A 16,494-nucleotide genomic window follows, 5' to 3' on the forward strand; every position below is an offset into this window, starting at 1 on the left:
CACCTCGAGCACAACCGGTGCCCCACCATCACGCCGGAAGGCGCGGTTACCCAAGCTGACTCGTGGCCGCGCGCTGGTGGGGCTGGCGGTGAGCCTCGTCGTACTGTTCGGCGGCACGGTCGCCGTCGCAGCGCTCAACCCCGGTTCGTCGATGGCGCCGCCGGCCGCCGCGCAACCACTGCCGCTCCCGACCGTCGAGCCATGCGAACCCGGCTCTCCGCTGTGCTCCCTACCCGCGCCGCCCACTGCACCGTCGTTGCCCGAGGTACCGCTGCCACTGCCGACAGAGGCGCCGACCTCGGTCACCTGCTTGCCGGGTTCGCTGCAAGACGGGTGCGTTCCGTCCTCGTCGACCTCGCCCGCTCCGCCGTGCACCGGCGAGGGCTGCATCCCGCAACCCGGCACGACCACACCGCCCACCGCGCCAAGCGGTGAGCAGCCCGACCCGAGCGAGGAGACCGGTGACGACTGCGGCCTCACCAACATAGGCGCCTGCATCACCGAGGTCATCGACGGGTTCTTCCGCGGAATCGTCGAGAGTGCGCTCAACCCGCTGCTGGAGCTGCTGTCCAAGACCCTGCTGACCACTCCGACGCCGGACTCGCTGCCGCGCGTGGGCGAGCTGTGGGACAACTCCTGGCAGATCCTGCTCGTCTCCTACGGCCTGCTGGTTCTCATCGCGGGCATGATCGTGATGAGCTACCAGACCATCCAGACCCGGCACTCGGCGTTGGAGATCGCGCCCCGCCTCGCAGTGGGATTCCTGGCCGGCGCCCTGAGCCTGTGGGTCGCCACCAAGGGCATCCAGATCGCCAACGCCCTCGTCGCCGCCATCATGGGCGGCGGGCTCGACGCGAGTGCCGCCGGCGCGGCCCTGCGCGACCTCGTCATGGGTTCGATCAAGGGCGGCATGTGGATCGTCTTCATCGGACTCGTCCTGGCCGGTTTGCTCGTCGCGCTGCTGGTGACCTATGTCGTGCGGGTCGCCTTGACGATCATCCTCATCGTCGCCGCGCCGCTGGCGCTGATGTTCCACGCCCTGCCCCAGACCGAGGGCATCGCCTACTGGTGGTGGAAGGCCTACGGCGGCTGCCTCGCGATCCAGCTCGGACAGAGCCTGACGCTGATCACCGCGCTGAAGGTGTTCTTCACCCCCGGCGGATTCACGCTGTTCGGGCCGACCGCCTCCGGGCTGATCAACCTGCTGGTCGCCCTCGCGCTGATGTACATCCTGCTCAAAATCCCGTTCTGGATCCTGGGCTCGATCCGCGGCGGAGGTGGCCGCAGCCTCATCGGCTCGCTCGTCCGGGGCTTCCTCGCCTACAAGACGTTCGGGCTTCTCGGCGGTGGCGGCGGAAAGCCCCGGACGCCCCGAGCTACCGGTGGCAGCAGCCGTGGCGGCTCATCCACGCGCTCAGCCGAGCCGCGTTCCACCGCGGGCGGGCAGTACGTGCTGCCGCTGCCCGGCCTCCGGCGGACCCGCCCCAAGCCGAAGCCGGGGCCCGCACCCGAGCCGAAATCGTCGCGCAAATCGGGTCGTCAACTGGCGCTGCCGCTGGGCGATGACTGGCCCGAGAACAAGCCGGTGCTCGGACCAGGCGGGCAGCACCGTCTGCCCTTCGACGTTCCGCGCGCGGCGCCACCTGCCGCCTCAACGGGCGCCGCGGGAACGAGCGGTCGACGGACGCCTCGCGCGCCCACCGGGAAACAACTCGAGCTGCCGTTCGATCCCTACCAGGGCAACCGGCCGCTCCGGTCTGGCCAGTACCCGCTGCCGCTGGAGGGCCTGCGCAAGGTGGCTCGGCCGGCGAACCCACCACCGCCTCCGGCTCGTCGCGGAACCGGCCGACGCGTGGTCCAACCGCCGCTGCCCTTCGACCCCTACCAGGGCACCCGACCGACCCGCTCCGGTCAGTACCCGCTGCCCCTCGACGGGCTGAACCGCGTGCCGCCCAAGCCCGCACCGCCACCACCGCCGAACCCACGTGCCCCGCAGCCCGGACGGCAGCTGCGACTCCCGCTGGACCTGCCCAAGCCCGCCAAGACGCCGCGCCCGCGCGTGACCCCGCCACCGCCCACTGCCACGCGACGTCGCAAGCCAGGAGGTAGCACGTCATGACCGAACCCGTCCGCATCCCCGCCGACGTCGATATGCACGACCGCGTGCTCGGCCCGCTCACCGCGCGCCAGCTGGGCATCCTCGCCGCGGCAGGAGCGGCGCTGTACCTGGTGTGGCTCGTGACGCGCGCGTTCCTGCCGATCCCGGTTTTCGCCGCCTTTGCGGTTCCGGTCGGCGCGGCGTCGGTGATGCTCGCCTTGGGCAAGCGCGACGGTGTCCCGCTGGACAAGCTGCTGATCGCGGCGATCCGCCAGCGACTCGCTCCGCGTCACCGCGTCGCCGCGCCGGAAGGGGTACGTCCGGCGCCCGCGTGGCTCACCGCGAACGCGGACCAGGGAGCCGGCCGCCGCAGGCCGACATCCGAGGCCGAACCGGTCTCCCCGTCCGCGCTGCGCCTGCCTGCTGAGGCCGTCACGGAGACCGGCGTGGTGGACCTTGGCGCGGATGGGCTGGCGGTCGTGGCGGTCGCGAGCACGGTGAATTTCGCGCTCCGGACACCGGCCGAGCAGGAGACGCTGGTCGCCTCGTTCGGGCGGTACCTGCATTCGCTGACCGCTCCGGTGCAGGTCCTGGTGCGCACCGAGCGCCTGGACCTCTCGGCGCAGGTCGCCGAGCTGCGCGAGCGCGCGGGCGGGCTGCCGCACCCAGCGCTGGAAGCTGCAGCGGTCGAGCACGCCGACTACCTGGTCCAGCTCGGGCAGGAGACCGATTTGCTGCGGCGGCAGGTGCTGCTCGTGCTGCGCGAACCGCTCGCGGTAGCCGGTCCGCCGGACGGGCTTGGCGGACCCGGTCCGCTGGCTGCGCTGCGTACGCGCCGCGACCGAACCACCGGACAGGTGGATGCCGCCACACGGCGAGCGGCCGAGTCACGGCTGGTGCGCCGCCTCACCGAAGCGGTGGAGCTGCTGTCCCCGGCCGGGATCACGGTGACCCCGCTCGACGCGGGACAGGCCACCGCGGTGCTGGCCTCGGCGTGCAACCCCGACAGCCTGCTGCCCCCCTCAGCTGGACTGGCCGGCGCGGACGAGGTCATCACCACCGCCTCCGAGGTGGCCGATGACGACCCCGGCCGGTGGCGTGCGGATGCACGTGCAGAGGACGAGCCCGCGTGGGATGAGGACGACGACTGGGACTACGAAGACGAGCGAGGGGAACGGTTCTGATGAGCCATCGCAACCACCACCGGCCCCGCCAGCCGGCCTCTCCGGCAGCTGCCGCCTTCACACCGGACGCGCTGTCGGTCGGCGCACGGCACCTGGAGGTCGGCGGCGAATGGGTCGCCAGCTTCGCCGTCATCGGCTACCCACGCGAGGTGCACCCCGGTTGGCTGGCCCCGCTGCTGACCTACCCCGGCCGCGTAGACGTCTCCCTGCACGTCGAGCCGATCGACCCGGCCACCGCCGCCGCCCGGCTGAAGAAGCAGCTCGCCAAACTCGAGGCCGGCCGGCGCCACACGGCCGAGCACGGCCGGCTGTTCGACCCGCATGTCGAGGTCGCCACCGAGGACGCCTACGACCTGTCCTCCCGGGTCGCCCGTGGCGAGGGCAAGCTGTTCCGCGTCGGGCTGTACCTGACCATTCACGCCACCTCCCAGAGCGCTCTCGCCGAGGAAGTCGCGGCACTGCGGTCGCTGTGCGCCAGCCTGCTGCTGGACGCCAAGCACACCACCTACCGCAGCCTCCAGGGGTGGGTGTCGACCTTGCCGCTGGGGCTGGACCTGATCGGCATGCGCCGCACCTTCGACACCGCGGCGTTGTCGGCGGCGTTCCCGTTCACCAGCCCGGACTTGCCCGCGCCTGATCCGACCTCGGTCGCGGCACCGGCGGGGGTGCTCTACGGCTACAACATCGGCTCCCAGGGGCTGGTGCACTGGGACCGCTTCGGCGAGGGCATGCACAACCACAACTCGGTCATCCTCGGCCGCTCCGGCGCCGGCAAGTCCTATCTGGTCAAGCTGGAGCTGCTGCGCTCGCTGTACCGGGGCATCGAGGTCGCCGTCGTCGATCCAGAGGACGAGTACGCCCGGCTCGCCGCGGCCGTCGGCGGCGCCCACCTCCACCTCGGCACACCAGGAGTGCGGCTCAACCCGTTCGACCTGCCCATCCACACACGTCCCGACGGACGACGCAGCGCCCCCAACGACGCGCTCGTCCGGCGAAGCCTGTTCCTGCACACCGTGATCGAGGTTCTCCTCGGCGGCGAACCGTCGGCCGCCGAGCGCGCCGCGCTGGACCGCGCGATCGCGGCCACCTACCAGAGCGTGGGCATCACCGCCGACCCCCGAACCTGGACCCGCCCGTCGCCCGAGCTGCGCACTTTGCGAGATCAGCTCGCGAGCTCGGGGGACGGGGCCGGCCGCGAGCTCGCGGCGAGATTGCATCCATTCGTCGAGGGCGCGTTCAAGCAGCTCTTCGACGGGCCCAGTACCGTTCAACCCGAGGGACACCTTGTGGTGTTCAGCCTCCGTGATCTTCCCGACGAGCTGAAAGCGATCGGCACGCTGCTCACGCTCGACGTCATCTGGCGGCGAGTGTCGAACCCAGCGATCCGCCGACCGCGCATGGTCGCGGTGGACGAGGCATGGCTGCTGCTGCAGGATAAGGCAGGCGCCGAGTTCCTGTTCCGTTCGGCGAAAGCCTTCCGCAAGTACTGGGCCGGTTTGACGGTGGCGACCCAGGACGTCGACGACGTCCTCGGCACCGATCTCGGCAAAGCCGTCGTGGCCAACGCGGCCACCCAGATCCTGCTCCGGCAAGCCCCGCAGGCCATCGACGAGATCGCCCGCACCTTCACCCTTTCCGCCGGAGAACGCCAGTTCCTGCTCGCAGCCGACCGCGGCCAGGGACTGCTGTCCACCGGAACCCAGCGCGTCGCCTTTCAAAGCGTGGCCTCGCCAACCGAGCACTACCTCATCACCAGCAACCCGGCCGAACTCGCCGAGCAGGACGACGACCAGGCTGCGGCGTTCGTCGACCTGGGCCCTCAGCCCGTCGAAGGCGACGAGATCAGCCTCGACGCCGCTTGACTCTCCGAGGACCAGTCCCATGTGGATACCGGCTACGCACCTCGCCGCTACAGATTGGCCTGAGAACTACCTGCGCGACCCTGGCGGCGCGCTGGTCGCACTGCTGGACCAGCTTCGCGACTTCGCCGCGAATGAAGGCCCAATCGCCCTGCCGGTGCTTGCCGTCCTAACCACGGTAGTGCTGGCCGGGCGGCGGTGGTGGGTGCGACGGTGCCATGAGCGCCTCGTCGACAACGCGCGTCAGGTCACCGTCCTCGCGCCACCCAGTGTGGACCCCGCCGGCGGCGCCGCCCTGTGGTCCAACCTTGTGGGTCTGCTGCGGCCCGGCTGGCGACGAGCGCTCACCGGACAGCCGCACGTCGCCTGCGAGTACGTGTTCTCAGAGGCTGGCGTCGCTATCCGCCTGTGGGTGCCCGGCGTCATCCCACCCGGCCTCGTCGAGCGCGCCATCGAGGCCGCCTGGCCCGGCGCCCACACCCGGGTACGGCCTGCTGAGCCGCCGTTACCCGCTCCACGCGAGGGCGAGCGTAGGCTCGTGGTCGGCGGCGAGTTACGGCTCGCCCGGCCGGAGGCGCTGCCCATCCGCACGGCCTTCGAGGCCGACCCGATCCGCGCGTTGATCGGTGCGCCGGTCGGGCTCGGTCGCAACGAGCACGCCTGCGTGCAGATCATGGCCCGGCCGGTCACCGGGCGCCGGGTTCAATGTGCCCGCCGCGCCGCCCGGCAGGTCCACACCGGCGGCTCGGCGCGCCTGGTCGGCCGCCTGCTGGACACGATCACGCCAGGCGCCCCACGGACCCGGCGATCAGCCGCGACGCGGACGAAAACTCTGCACAGCGATCCGCAGACCTCGCTGGAGTACGGGGCGCAGAACCGGGCGATCGTCGCCAAGCAGCGCGGCAGCCAGTTCGAGACCGTCGTCCGCTACGCCGTCGCCACACTTCTCCCCGCCGATGTCGCCGCTGACGAGGTCCGCTCGGCTCGAGAGGTAGCTCGCGGCCGGGCCCACGCCCTCGCAGCCTCCTTCGCCTCCTACACCGAGCACAACTACTACACTCGGCGCCGGCTCCGCCATCCCGGGCACGTGATCGACTCCAGGCTCCTGACACGGGGCGACCTGCTCTCGGTGCCCGAGCTGGCCGCAATCGCCCACCTCCCAACCGACGAGGCTATCCCCGGGCTACAGCGCGCCGGAGCCCGTGCTATCGCGCCCCCGCCCGGCATCGCTGTCCCAGGTCCCGAAGCGAAACCCATCGGCGTCACCGACACCGGCCACGAGCGACCCGTCGCGTTGCGGGTCCCGGACGCCCGGCATCACCTGCACGTTCTGGGCGCGACCGGCTCCGGGAAGTCGACCTTGCTGGCCACCATGGTCCTGGCCGACGCCGAGGCCGGCCGCGGAACCGTCCTGATCGATCCCAAGGGCGATCTCGTCACCGACGTCCTGTCTCGGCTGCCTCGCTCTGCGGCCGACCGGGTCGTGCTCTTCGACGCCGACAGCAAGGCGCGCCCACCTTGCCTGAACCCGCTGGACGGCGGCGAAACGGACCTGATGGTGGACAACCTGGTGTCCGTCTTCCGCCGGGTCTACTCGGCGTTCTGGGGCCCGCGCACGGACGATGTGATGCGCGCGGCCTGCCTGACGCTCCGGATCCAGGAAGGCGTCGCCACCCTCGCGGACCTGCCCAAGCTCCTGGCTGATGAGGCCTTTCGCAGCCGTGTCACCGCTGGGATCGCTGATCCCGTCCTGCGCGGCTTCTGGTCCTGGTACGAGGAGCTGACCGACTCGGCCCGCTCGCAGGTCATCAGCCCGTTGATGAACAAGCTCCGGGCCTTCCTGCTGCGTCCCTTCGTCCGGGCTGCCATCGCGGGAGGACGCTCCACAGTAGACCTAAGGGAGGTGCTCGACGGCGGGATCTGCCTGGTGCGCATCCCGAAGGGCTCATTGGGGGAGGAGACGACCCGGTTGGTCGGGTCGCTGGTCGTCGCGCGCACCTGGCAAGCCATCACCGGGCGCGCCCGCATTCCACAGCGCCGTCGCCGGGACGCGAGCCTCGTAATCGATGAATGCCACAACTTCCTCAACCTGCCGTATCCGATCGAGGACATGCTCGCCGAGGCCCGCGGCTTCCGAACCTCGATGACGCTGGCACACCAGCACCTCGGTCAGCTTCCCCGCGAACTCCGCGAAGGAATCTCGACCAACGCGCGCAGCAAGATCTTCTTCAACGCCTCACCGGAAGACGCGCGCGAGCTGGCCCGCCACACCGCGCCACGACTGTCCGACCACGATCTTGCTCACCTCGGCGCCTACCACGCCGCCGCCCGGCTCGTCCTGAACGGCGAGGAGGCCCAGCCGTTCACCCTTCGGACACAACCACTCCCGCCGGCGGTTCCCGGCCGCGCCCGAGAGGTCCGCGCGGCGGCGCGCCGCAAGGCGAGCGCGCGAGCAATCGATCCAGCACCGACCGTCTCTCGCCATGACCGGGCGGCGGGTCCTCGGAGCGTGGACCCGCGCCGGAGTGAATGAGAACGCGGATTCACCGTCTTCCTTGATCAATCTGGAGGTTCTGCAGCCGTGATCACCAATGCCACCAGGCAGCGTTCCCTGCGCGGCCACAAGGCAAGCCGCCCGAGCCCGCGCGCGGCCAATACCGCCGAACACCAGGCCATGCTCGCGTGGCGGCTAACTCCTCGCGACAAGTGGATCATCCGGATGCTTTGGGAGCATCGGGTGCTCACGTCGCACCAGGTCACCGCGCTCGCGTTTCCCAGCTTTCGGTCCGGTCGAATGCGGCTGCGCGAGTTGTGGACCTGGGGCGTGGTCGACCGGTTCCAGCCCTTCGTCACCGTCGGCACGGCCCCCATGCACTACGTCCTCGCACCCGCTGGTGCTACCGTCCTCGCCGCCGAGGACGGCCGGGACGTCAAGGAGATGGGATACCGGCACGACCGGGCCTTCGCCGTTGCCCACAGCCTCCGGCTCGCCCACACCGTCGGAGTCAACGAGTGGTTCACCGCCCTGGTCGAGCGGGCCAGGTACCGGGAGCCCAGCGAGGACGTGGCGCTGACAGCGTGGTGGTCGGAGACCCGCTGCGCCCGTCACTTCGGGGACCTCGTCCGACCCGATGGCTATGGCCGCTGGCAGCACGGCGACCGGCAGATCGAATGGTTCCTCGAGTACGACTTCGGCACCGAAGCCCTGGCGAAGCTAGCCGGCAAACTCTCCGGCTACGCTGCGCTCGCCCAGGCGACCGGCATCACCACCCCCCTGCTGGTCTGGCTGCCCACCTCGAAACGCGAGGCCGCGGCCCGCCGCGTGCTCGCCCGGGCGTGGCGCGAGCTGGACGAGCCGCACCGTGTGCCGGTCGCGACGGCCGCGGCCGAGCTGCTGAATCCGGAGGCCCCGCACCCCAGCCCCGCCGACGAGGTCTGGCTACCCCTGGACCATGCCGCCGACGACGCTCGACGGCGAAAACTGTCCACCTTGCTGGACACCTGGCCCCATGTCGCACCGCCCAGCGACAACGGCGGGACGTCGAACGGGCCTACGTCACCGGTCTCGATGCCGCCGCCCTGCCCGATGCCGCCTGGCACGTCGAAGCCTTCCCGGAGATGACCTCGGCAGCGAAGGTTGCCGTCCTCGCTGCGGCGACCGTCCTGCTCGTTCCTGTCCTCGTCGCCGCTGCGGGGGCCGGCGTCGTGGCCGCCCTCATCGGCAGCGGCGGCACCGCTGACTGTGCTCCCGCTGGTTCTGGCCCCACGGTCGGCGTTGCCGGATACGGGCCCGAGCAGATGGCCAACGCGGCCACGATCGTCGCCGTTGGCAAACAAAAGCAGGTGCCCGAGTACGGGTGGGTCATCGCGGTCGCCGCGGCGATGCAGGAGTCCGGACTGAACAACCTGAATTACGGCGACCGCGACAGCCTCGGCCTGTTCCAGCAACGACCGTCCCAAGGCTGGGGTTTGCCGGAGCAGATTCTCAACCCCACCTACGCCGCCACCCAGTTCTACAACCACCTGCTCAAAGTGCCGAACTGGCAGCAGATGAACCTCGCCGCCGCCGCGCAAGCCGTCCAGCGTTCCGCCTACCCGGATGCCTATGCCAAACACGAGCGCGGCGCGCGCCAAATCGTCGGGGCGCTGCTCGGGGTGACCTGCACGCCTCCCAGCGGCGGCACGGGCGGGCCGCTGCGCACGGAATGGCCACCCGAACAGGCCACCGAGCCCGACCCCACCAGCAACGGCCGGATCACACCCCGCACCCTGGCACTCGTCCGAGCTCTCCAAGCGGGCGGCATGACCGGCGAAGGTCTCGGTTGCCACGAGGCACGACCCGCGAACCCCGACTCCGACCACCCGCAAGGGCGCGCCTGCGACGTCCTGTTCAACCCTGGTGACGCGCGATCGGTGGGCGACGGGTGGCGGGTGGTGAACTGGCTGATCACCAACCAGGCGGCCCTCGGCGTGCGATACCTGATCTGGCAGGGCCAGTACTGGTCAGCGGACAACCCGGCGTGGGAACCGTACCGCTCCAGCGCCTACGGCTGCCCGAACCCGGCGAACGTCACCGGCTGCCATTACGACCATATCCACGTCTCGATGTACTGAAAAGTGGTGCCCCAACGGAAAACCGTTGGGGCACCACGCTGTGAGCAGATCACTTCTTCGATACGTGGCCTTGCTCGGCCGGTGCGAGGGCGAATCGCCGCGGCTTGTCCTTCGTCCGGACGGCGGTGCCGTCGGCGACCAGCTTGTCGAGTGCGTTGCTCACCGCGCCGGAGGACTTTCCGCCCAGCGCCTTGGCGATCGCGGTCGGTCCGAACTCGTCGCCGGGGTGGTCGCGCAGGTAGTCCTCCACCATCCCGCGCAGCGCGCCGGGCGCCAGACGTTCGGCCTGCTTGCTGCCGTCACCATCACCCGCGCCTGCCGTCCCGGTTTCTGGTTCTTCCGGCGAGACAGGGTCGGTGGGCCTACCTTCGGCAAGTGGCGAAATCGCAACGCTGGCCTCGTCGCCGGCCTCGCGGCCCTGGACGTCCGGCTCGGTGGGCGCGCTGCCTGTCGTTGGGGTGTCAGCCGTGACGGGCGCGTCCGTGATCGCCCACGAGTCGGGGACGCGCCGGCCGCGTTCGCCGATGCCGGGGGTGCGGGTGACGCTGCCATCGGCCGCCCAACGGGCGAGGATCTTGCCCGCAGTGGACTTCCCGATCTTCGCCGCGGCGGCCAAGTCGGTGGCGGTGCTGTGGGGGTTCGCGTGCAGGGCGGCCCACAGCTTGTCCTCAGCGTCGGTGCGGCCCGCCGGTGGGTCGGGTTGCGTGATGGTGTCGCGGGTTGTGCGGTTGCGGGTCCTGCTGGACATGACTTCCCTCGATTCACTCGTGTGTGTGAGCAGTGCGGTGGGTCATGCCCCGGCCGGGGCGGTGTAGCCCCCGGTGCGCGGCCGGTGTGTCTGGGCTACACGACTATGGACGCTTCCTTCACCGGATGAAGTCAAGCGTGGTGTGGAAACTTCATGAAAGTCTCGTGTGGACGATCGCGGTGCTCAGCTGACCAGCGAGTCGTCCTCGGTCGGCGGCGGCGCATAGATGGGGCCGCCGAGGGCTGCGGTGATGCGGCAGCCTAGGGAATCGGGGCCGTGCACGTCCCAGAAGCCTCGGCAGATGGCTTGTGTACCGATGGGTTTCCCGGTTGCGGGCAAGGTCTCGTGGCAGACGATCCAGCTTCCCCGCGCCAGCGCCTCGCGGACCATCCCTTCGCGTTGACCGGGATCGAGGTGCATTGGGTTGCCCGGGCGGAAAATGCACGTGCTGCACCGGCTCGACAGCACGCGCGGCAGTCCCGTGCGGGCATCGCGGACGTCACCGGGCGAATCCTCGACGCGGACCTGCTGTGACTTGAGTAGCAGGTAGGTTCCGGTCACCGGGTGCACAGGCTCGCCGGGCCGGTCGCTCTGCCAGATCAGTGGGCAGGGAAGGTCCCGGTGCTGTGGCGCGTGCGGCTGCTCGAGGTTGTAGAACTGACGTGCCGTCCAGTCGATGTTGATCTCTTGCTGACTGGGGAGCACGATGCGTACCCACCAGTGGTCGCCGCCCGCGCTGTACCGGGTGGACTCGTCGCCGTAGATCAGGAACACCTCGCCGGCGACCTCGTTCTCCAGCAAGGTTATGGCGAAGGTTTGCGCTACGGACTCGGGGTCCCAGCCGGCCTCGAACGTCATCCTCAGCTCGCCCTGCGACACGCGTGGGTAGCCTCGCCAGATCCCGATCATTGGCAGCGCTTCGAACTTTTCGATGGCTGCGCGGATGCTGCGGGGTAGCCGCTGCCGCTCAACGGGTGTCATCGTGTCGTCCCTTCCGATCCGGCCGTGGTGAGCACGTACACGGCCTCCCCTTCGGAGCCGAGGCAAATCTGCTGATTGCCGGGAACCACGATGCGCCAGTCACGCTGCCAGACGCGGTCAGCGCAGTAGTAGCTGCCGACCAGCAGCCCGTCGCGCGTGACGGTGCCGTACAGGGTCTGTTGTGCGTCGGCGGGGTCGGCGATGACGGCGGTGATGATGCAGCCGTTCTCAGTGAAGGTGCGGACAACGATCTCGGTGTCGGGTGTCTGGGTCATGGCATTGATCTCCTCTCCTACGGTGAGCCGGTAGCTGGGGCAGCCGTCGCCCTGGGGGCGGCTCGGGGTGACGGTGGTGACGTGGCGGCCGGTGAAGCGTTCGACGGCGGTGGTCACGGCCCGGGGGTGGGTCATGTCGTCGGTGGCCGGGAAGGTGCATTCCGCCCAGTGGCCTGGTGCGGTGGCGATCGAGACCCGGTAGCGGTCGCCGACGATCTCGCTGAGCGCGCACCACGTCGCACGTTCAGGATCGGGGAACGGATCGGGTGCGGTCTCCATGGGGGCACCTCCTTGTGGTGTCAGTGGGCGACGCGCAGGGCGGCGGTGGCGGCGCGTCCGATGGCCTGGGCGGTCGTGGCGGGGTCGGTGAGCAGGTGCACGCGTGCCCCGTCGAGCGGCGTATCGCTCTTGCTGGTGGTCAGCCACAGCACCGCACACCCGGCGGCGCGTAGCCGGTTGAGCCGCTTCTGGCCTTCGGCCCGGGGCTGGTCCCGGAATTGGCCGTCGGACACGATGACCAGCAGCCGGGCCGCGCCGGGGCTGGACAGGCCGAGCGCGCCGTCGAGGGCGGCAATGGCGGTGGGGATGTCTTCCCAGTTGTCGTCGGACTTGAACTCGGTCACCACCGCCGGGGTTCGGCCTGGGTAAGTCAGGGGCCGCACGTGGTTGCCGAAGATCACGGTGGCGGTGTCGGCGGGCACGCGGGTGTGGCGGGCGGCGGTGGCGAGGATCCAGGCGGCGGAGGCGACGTGGTCGCGGGCCCAGCGCATGGTGCCGGACACGTCACACGCGATGCCGAGCCGCAGTGGCGGGGTGGGGGTGGCGGTGCGGGTGATGCGGGTGAACGGTTCGGCGGTCGGCAGTGCCCCGGCCGCGCGCTGGGCGTCGGCGGCCAGCGCGCCCCGCATCCGCAACCGCCCGGGTGGGACCACGGAGCTCGTCTTGACCGCGCTCCGCTCGCGCGCCCCGGCGGTGTCCAGCGCGCGGGCGAGCACGCGGGCGGCGGTGCGTTCGTCATGCGTCGGTGGGCGGGTACCGGCCAGGGCGGTGCGGCCGTCCCGGGGGCCGCCGGGACGGAACGTCTTCCGGGCGGCCCGTTCCGCCTCCTTTCGAGCCGCCTTCTCGCGCGCCTGCGCGGCGGCGGCACGCGCGGCCGGGTCTTCCGGCGGCGGCTGCCGGGCAACGTTCGCGGCCACGTTGTCCAGCACGGTGGCGATCGCCTCCGCCATCGGCGACGGCGTGCCCGGGGCGAGTGATCCGGTGCCGTTCGGCGTTCCCGACGTGCCGGGCGGGGTGGGCTGGTTGGGATCGGTGGCGAGAATCTCGCACCATTGGCGTCCGAGGTCGAGCATGGTCTCGCCGTCGTCATCGGCGGTGTGCAGCGCTGCCCGCCATACCGCCCGCAGCTTGTCCACGGTGTCCGGACCGAGCACGTCTTCGATGACCCGGGCGAGCGGGGCGACTTCGGACTCGGTCAGCACACCGCCGTCGGCGCGCCCGAGGAGCAGGGCGGCGGAGCGCGCGGCGTCGGCAGGGGTCATCTGCGGCGCGGTGGCCGGGTCTGCGAACAGGTGCAGGTCATCGGCGACGAGCTCCTTGACGCACGCGCGCAGCCAGTGACGGTCGTCGGGGCGGCGGCGGATGTGCGCGGCCTCCATGCGCGCCTCTTCCAGCAGCATCGCGGCATCCACCACCCCGGGCGGGGCGTCCTCGGGTGGATCCCACGCGGTGTGTTTGGCATGGCCGCACTCGTGGGTGAGCGCGCCCCAGGTCGCGGCGTAGCGGGTGCGGTCGCCGATGTTGGCCGCGTCGACGGTGGCGGGGTCGACCTTGAGGTGGTTGCCGTCGACCTCGATCAGCGCGGGTCCGGGGTAGAAGCAGGCGGCCGCGCCACCGCCCGCGCCGGGCGCGATGGTGACCAGCAGGTCGTCACGGTCTGCGATCACCGGGACCTCGTCGGCCAGGGCGGCGGACAGGGTGAGCCATTCCGGGCGGGTCGGGAACACGGCGGTACCGGTGGCGGCGGGGTCGGCGAGGTGATTGCTCATGACAGTCCCTTTCGGACAGGAGGGCATGGGTCAGATGCGCGTGCCGAGGGCGAGCGGGGCGAGGTCTTTGCCGAACACTTGGCGCACCACGGCGGCGACGGTGGCGCGGTCCTCTTCCGGGGCGGTACCGACCAGGTTCCCGGCGGCGGCCTCGGCGCCGAGTACGTCGGCGATCTTTTGGAAGGCCAGCAGTTCGCGGAGCTGGGGCGCCCAGCCGGTTTCACCGTTGGCCTGCCGGGTGGCGAGATTCCGCGCGATCTTCACTGCCCGCTTGTCGATCTTGAGTTGGGTGGCGAGGTCGTAGTCGGTCGACACGTGGATCTGGGCGGCGAATCGGGATGACAGGGCGTCGGTGAGCACTGCGCCATGCACGCCGGGGTTGTGCCCGGCCACCACGTAGAACCCGGGCGCGGCGTCGATGATCTCGCCCCCGTTGGCTTTGATGATGATCTGGCGGCGGCCATCCATCGCGGGGTAGACCACGGCGAGCACGGTCGGGGGGATCAGCGTGGCGTCGTCGATGAACAAGGTCCGGCCCTCACGCATCGCGCGGACCAGCGGGCCGTGGATGAACGTGTAGCGAACGGTCCCGTTCCCGTCCACGGTCTGGGCATATTCCCCGACCAGGTCGGCGACCGTGGTGTCCCCATCACCCTGCACGGTCAGCAGGTCCGGGAACGCGGCCTCGACCGCCGACGTCTTCCCGGTACCGGGCGGCCCGTACATCAGGGCGGGAATTCCAGCGTCCCGCAGTTTCCGCAACGCGACCACGTCCGGCATCCCCGACAACAACCGGGGGTGGTACGGGGTCCCGTTCGGACGCGTCACGGGGCCGGTGACCGGTGCAGGGGGCGGGGCGGGTGGGGTGGCTGCCGGGGCGGTTGCGGGGGCCGGTGCCGCGCTGGTCCTGTTCGGACGGGCCGCCCAGGTGGTCCCGGGCGGCCGTGGCGGCGTGGGGGTGATCGTGGCTGCGGCGACGGAGTCCGTGGTCGCGGTCGCGCCATAGGTCAGGGGTGCGGCGGACGCGGTGAACGCGTGCCCCTGGTCGGCCAGGGCTTTCAGCGCATTGCCGACCGCGCCCGATGACCGGCCGCCGAGTTTCGCCGCGATCGCGCGCGGCGTCAACGGCGTGCCGTGGTTGTCGGCCAGCACCCGCGCGACCATCGCGCGCAATTCGCCGTTGCGCAGCCTGGCCGCCGCGCCCGTGGTTGGGGCGGCCGCGCCAGCGGTTGCCGGTGCTGGTGTGGGTGCGGGCGGCGTGGTCATCGCGGGTCAGTCCTTTCGTTGATCAGGGCCGGTCAGGCAGCGGCGTAGTCGTCGGCGTCGTCGTTCTGGTGGTATTCGGCGGCGGCGTCGGCCGATTCCTGGGTGTCGTGGACGGCCGACCAGCCGCAGTAGCAAAACGCGGTCACGGTGCCGTTGTCGTTGGTCGTGGTGTCGGCGTAGTGCATGATGGGCCCCCATTCTGGGAATATGGCTCACGCCGGGCATCGTATTGGTTGTGATTTCCGGTTCCCCGGCGACAAATCAATTATGACTCGACATGCGCCCGATGTGCAATAGGTTTGACCGCGTATTTTCAAGACTCTTTTCCTGGTTTTGTCGGGTTGGTGATTCCTGGGGCTCATTCCCGTGTTTGCCCAGGTCAAAGACCTGTGAGGTGTGCCCGATGGATGAATTGAGTAATGCCGAGAAGAAGAGGAAAACAATCGAATTGCATTTAATCCATGAATATCCGGAACGAGAAGCTGAAGGGTGAAGGCTGGCTGTGTTGGCGACCGAGTGGCCTGTCGTCACGTCGCCGCCGGCCCGCCGCCCCGATGTGTTCACCGCCTTGGGGCGGGTCGAGTCTGGGATAGCACCGGATCCCTCTGCGGGTGCCCTGGCCAGGCGGTTCCGTGCCGCGGTACGGTGGCGCTCTAATCGGCGCCCCGATATGAACCCCATGTTGATCCCCCAGGTGATCCCCGTTTGGTCCGCCCCGTCGGCCCGCGTGGATCAGCTTGGCTATCGGATGCGGGCGTGCGGGTGAGACGCGGGTTGAGTAGTTCTACGGTTGGGCGCGTTGCTCCGTTTGGCGTAATGTGGGCTTGTCGAGGTGTCCTCGTCGATGGGCGCGGGTGAGGGCTAGTCCACGCTTGCGAACAGGTATAACGCCCTTGAGGAGGGTCATCTCGGCGGTCCGGGTCGGCACACGTGGGGAGGCGTGGTGACGGAGCGAGACGACAGGCTTCTGAGGGGCCTGTACGACCTGAGAAACCTGTTCGGGGACAAGTGGGTGCCGGCGATCGTGGTGGCACTCCGGGCTGGCCCGTTGCGGCGGATAGAGATTCTTTCCACGGTCAACTCTTATTTCATCGACGAGAACTGGACGGATAAACAACGCGTCCTGCACGATAGCATTCTGGCGCGTTCGTTGAAAAAGATGCGTATGCAGGGGTTGGTCTTCCGGGAGCGCAGTACGAAGTCTTTTCCGCCGGAAGTCGAATACGCGTTGAATCCGGCGGTCGCCGACGCGCTGGAGGCTGCGGAGCCGCTCATCGCCTGGACTCGGGCACACCCTGACTTGCTTGCGCAGGCTCAGGAATACAGCCGCAAGCATGGCCCGCATGGCGGGTCGTCGGCGGACGAGGGTGATGACGATTTTCCGCCGCGGCCGGCCTGAACCGCGACGACCGTGTCGTGCT

At 70.0% G+C, this 16,494-nt stretch carries 13 protein-coding genes; 7 read left to right on the plus strand and 6 right to left on the minus strand.

Going from position 1 to position 16,494, the window contains the following annotated elements; translation table 11 throughout:
- Positions 1–88: 88 nt before the first annotated feature.
- Genes IE290_RS04295 through IE290_RS04320 form a run of 6 tightly spaced genes read left to right on the plus strand, consistent with a single transcriptional unit; the run spans position 89 to position 9,755 of the window.
- Positions 89–2,119, plus strand: coding sequence for a TrbL/VirB6 family protein (locus IE290_RS04295; RefSeq protein ID WP_229874167.1), 2,031 nt, complete (start codon positions 89–91; stop codon positions 2,117–2,119).
- Complete coding sequence (locus tag IE290_RS04300) at positions 2,116–3,282, plus strand: PrgI family protein (RefSeq protein WP_191243159.1); 1,167 nt, start codon at positions 2,116–2,118, stop codon at positions 3,280–3,282. The genes IE290_RS04295 and IE290_RS04300 overlap by 4 nt, the downstream gene beginning before the upstream one ends.
- The gene (locus tag IE290_RS04305; protein ID WP_191243160.1) at positions 3,282–5,144 is read left to right on the plus strand and encodes a VirB4 family type IV secretion system protein; all 1,863 of its coding nucleotides are present in this window, start codon (positions 3,282–3,284) and stop codon (positions 5,142–5,144) included. Before IE290_RS04300 ends, IE290_RS04305 begins: the two co-directional genes overlap by 1 nt.
- 19 nt (positions 5,145–5,163) lie before the next feature.
- Positions 5,164–7,674 (plus strand): type IV secretory system conjugative DNA transfer family protein, encoded by a 2,511-nt coding sequence (locus IE290_RS04310; RefSeq protein ID WP_191243161.1) that lies wholly within the window; start codon positions 5,164–5,166, stop codon positions 7,672–7,674.
- Between the two features lie 48 nt (positions 7,675–7,722).
- The gene (locus IE290_RS04315; RefSeq protein WP_191243162.1) at positions 7,723–8,763 is read left to right on the plus strand and encodes a replication-relaxation family protein; all 1,041 of its coding nucleotides are present in this window, start codon (positions 7,723–7,725) and stop codon (positions 8,761–8,763) included.
- Complete coding sequence (locus IE290_RS04320; protein ID WP_191243163.1) at positions 8,760–9,755, plus strand: VldE C-terminal domain-containing protein; 996 nt, start codon at positions 8,760–8,762, stop codon at positions 9,753–9,755. The genes IE290_RS04315 and IE290_RS04320 overlap by 4 nt, the downstream gene beginning before the upstream one ends.
- 49 nt (positions 9,756–9,804) lie before the next feature.
- On the opposite strand, the gene IE290_RS04325 is transcribed toward IE290_RS04320, so the two are convergent.
- The 6 genes from IE290_RS04325 to IE290_RS04350 form a co-directional block, all read right to left on the minus strand.
- A complete protein-coding gene (locus IE290_RS04325) occupies positions 9,805–10,503 on the minus strand; it encodes a MarR family transcriptional regulator (protein ID WP_191243164.1) in 699 nt (232 codons plus the stop codon).
- Positions 10,504–10,686: 183 nt separating this feature from the next.
- A complete protein-coding gene (locus IE290_RS04330; RefSeq protein WP_191243165.1) occupies positions 10,687–11,484 on the minus strand; it encodes a hypothetical protein in 798 nt (265 codons plus the stop codon).
- Positions 11,481–12,038 carry a hypothetical protein gene (locus IE290_RS37680; RefSeq protein ID WP_229874168.1) on the minus strand — a complete coding sequence of 186 codons (558 nt, stop codon included), beginning with the start codon at positions 12,036–12,038 and terminating at the stop codon, positions 11,481–11,483. Before IE290_RS37680 ends, IE290_RS04330 begins: the two co-directional genes overlap by 4 nt.
- Positions 12,039–12,058: 20 nt before the next feature.
- Complete coding sequence (locus IE290_RS04340) at positions 12,059–13,807, minus strand: vWA domain-containing protein (protein ID WP_191243166.1); 1,749 nt, start codon at positions 13,805–13,807, stop codon at positions 12,059–12,061.
- A 30-nt stretch (positions 13,808–13,837) separates the two neighbouring features.
- Complete coding sequence (locus IE290_RS04345) at positions 13,838–15,073, minus strand: AAA family ATPase (protein ID WP_191243167.1); 1,236 nt, start codon at positions 15,071–15,073, stop codon at positions 13,838–13,840.
- Between the two features lie 32 nt (positions 15,074–15,105).
- Positions 15,106–15,258, minus strand: a complete 153-nt coding sequence (locus IE290_RS04350) for a hypothetical protein (protein ID WP_177229011.1) — start codon at positions 15,256–15,258, stop codon at positions 15,106–15,108.
- 758 nt (positions 15,259–16,016) lie between these two features.
- Here IE290_RS04350 and IE290_RS04355 point away from each other — a divergent pair.
- Positions 16,017–16,472: a winged helix-turn-helix transcriptional regulator gene (locus tag IE290_RS04355; RefSeq protein ID WP_191243168.1), complete on the plus strand. Its 456-nt coding sequence runs from the start codon at positions 16,017–16,019 to the stop codon at positions 16,470–16,472.
- Positions 16,473–16,494 lie beyond the last annotated feature (22 nt).

It is taken from the genome of Amycolatopsis deserti, from assembly GCF_014653945.1.
Lineage (GTDB): Bacteria > Actinomycetota > Actinomycetes > Mycobacteriales > Pseudonocardiaceae > Amycolatopsis_E > Amycolatopsis_E deserti.

Bases quoted from the DNA above. Each gene is read 5' to 3' on its own strand.
- IE290_RS04320 (WP_191243163.1), top strand. From the start codon at position 8,760: ATGACCTCGGCAGCGAAGGTTGCCGTCCTCGCTGCGGCGACCGTCCTG.
- IE290_RS04345 (WP_191243167.1), bottom strand. From the start codon at position 15,073: ATGACCACGCCGCCCGCACCCACACCAGCACCGGCAACCGCTGGCGCG.
- IE290_RS04340 (WP_191243166.1), bottom strand. From the start codon at position 13,807: ATGAGCAATCACCTCGCCGACCCCGCCGCCACCGGTACCGCCGTGTTC.
- IE290_RS04300 (WP_191243159.1), top strand. From the start codon at position 2,116: ATGACCGAACCCGTCCGCATCCCCGCCGACGTCGATATGCACGACCGC.
- IE290_RS04330 (WP_191243165.1), bottom strand. From the start codon at position 11,484: ATGACACCCGTTGAGCGGCAGCGGCTACCCCGCAGCATCCGCGCAGCC.
- IE290_RS04305 (WP_191243160.1), top strand. From the start codon at position 3,282: ATGAGCCATCGCAACCACCACCGGCCCCGCCAGCCGGCCTCTCCGGCA.
- IE290_RS37680 (WP_229874168.1), bottom strand. From the start codon at position 12,038: ATGGAGACCGCACCCGATCCGTTCCCCGATCCTGAACGTGCGACGTGG.
- IE290_RS04325 (WP_191243164.1), bottom strand. From the start codon at position 10,503: ATGTCCAGCAGGACCCGCAACCGCACAACCCGCGACACCATCACGCAA.
- IE290_RS04350 (WP_177229011.1), bottom strand. From the start codon at position 15,258: ATGCACTACGCCGACACCACGACCAACGACAACGGCACCGTGACCGCG.
- IE290_RS04310 (WP_191243161.1), top strand. From the start codon at position 5,164: ATGTGGATACCGGCTACGCACCTCGCCGCTACAGATTGGCCTGAGAAC.